This window comes from Paraburkholderia sp., assembly GCF_036488505.1.
Lineage (GTDB): Bacteria > Pseudomonadota > Gammaproteobacteria > Burkholderiales > Burkholderiaceae > Paraburkholderia.
In genome coordinates this window covers 1-1,518 of record NZ_DASXHN010000340.1, presented here as the reverse complement: position 1 = coordinate 1,518, position 1,518 = coordinate 1, and the positions used below count along the sequence as shown (strand labels likewise).

Here is a 1,518-nt window from a genome sequence, read left to right as displayed (position 1 = left end):
CGCCTCGGTGATGGATCACACGCCGGGCCAGCGGCAATGGCACGACCCCGAACAATGGCGCCGCTTCCAGGAGCGCAACGGCAAGCTGAGCGACGAACACGTCACGACGGCGCTCGCCGAACTGGCCGACGAACAGCAGCGGTACGCAGATGTGCACCGGCATGCGATCGTCGCACGCTGCAAGTCGTTGGGCGTGCCGGTCGCGAGCCATGATGACACGCTCGTCGAACATGTCGAACAGGCCGCTGCGGAAGGCATCGTGCTGGCCGAATTCCCGACCACGCGCAACGCCGCGGAAGCCGCGCGCGCGCATCGCATCTCGACGATCATGGGTGCGCCCAACATCGTGCGAGGCGGTTCGCACTCGGGCAACGTGTCCGCGCTGGAACTCGCCAAGGCGGATTTGCTCGACATCCTGTCGTCCGACTATGTGCCGTCCAGCCTGTTGACTGCGGTGTTCGAACTAGTCAACAAGGTAGGCTGGACGCTGCCTCGCGCGATGGCTACCGTGTCGGCCGAGCCGGCACGCGCTGCCGGCCTGCACGATCGCGGCGTGATCGCATGCGGTCTGCGCGCCGACTTCGTACGGGTGACGATGCTCGATGCGCTGCCAGTGCCGCGCGCGACCTATCGCGCGGGCGCGCGAATCGTCTGAGCGGGGGGGCGGCTGCTGACGGCGATACTGCCTCGTTGTAGGCGAGCAACGGGCGTGCGGCAACAAGGGCGGACATGAAACGAACTGCCCCGCCGCACCGCGCGCCCGCGCTGCTATTTCAGGTCCGGGCCACCGCTTTGGCGCGAGGCGACAGGTGACGCTGCGACGAGGCCCCCGTCACGGTGAACGCGAAAAAGAACTGGCTCAAATGCGCGCACGGGAACGTCCACGGAATCCCGTTATCCCTCGTGCGATCCATGACGCGGTATCCGGCCAAAGAACGGATGCTTGGGATCGTTGAACCCGGGCGTCGAAGGATGGCCGGTCGTGACAAGCGAGTCGACGAAGGCTTCGTCTTCCGCGGTTAAACGATAGCTCAAGGCCGGTTGGTAATCGTCCCATTGCGCTTCGGTACGCGGCCCGGCGATGGTCGAGCTGATATATCGGCTGTTCAGCACCCATGCGAGCGCGAATTGCCCCGCGCTCAAGCCCCGTGCCTGCGCATGCTCGCGAACGCGCCGTGCCAGTTCCAGAGACTCGGGCCGCCATTCGGCCTGCTGCAGGCGGCGGTCACCGCGCCCTGCGCGCGTATCGGATGCGGGCGTCACGCCCAGTTCGTACTTTCCGGTCAGCACGCCGCGCGCGAGAGGGCTATACGAAATAACGCCAAGCCCATAGCGGTGCGCGGCAGTGAGTTGTTCCGCCTCGGCCTGCCGGTTCGCGATATTATACAGCGGCTGGCTCGCCACCGGAGCAGCCAGGCCGAGCGCTTGTGCAGTGTGAGCGAATTCAGCGATCTTCCAGCCACGATGATTCGACAAGCCGTAGTAGCGGATCTTGCCGGCCTGAATCAGGTCGTTGAG

At 65.5% G+C, this 1,518-nt stretch carries 2 protein-coding genes; one reads left to right on the top strand and one right to left on the bottom strand.

The genetic code is table 11. The features are described 5' to 3' along the window. On the top strand, positions 1–655 hold a 655-nt coding region (locus VGH68_RS19845), incomplete at its 5' end, for an alpha-D-ribose 1-methylphosphonate 5-triphosphate diphosphatase (RefSeq protein WP_331605393.1). 239 nt (positions 656–894) lie between these two features. Here VGH68_RS19845 and VGH68_RS19840 read toward each other — a convergent pair. Beyond that, positions 895–1,518 (bottom strand): aldo/keto reductase (locus VGH68_RS19840; protein WP_331605392.1); only part of this gene is annotated, 624 nt, incomplete at its 5' end.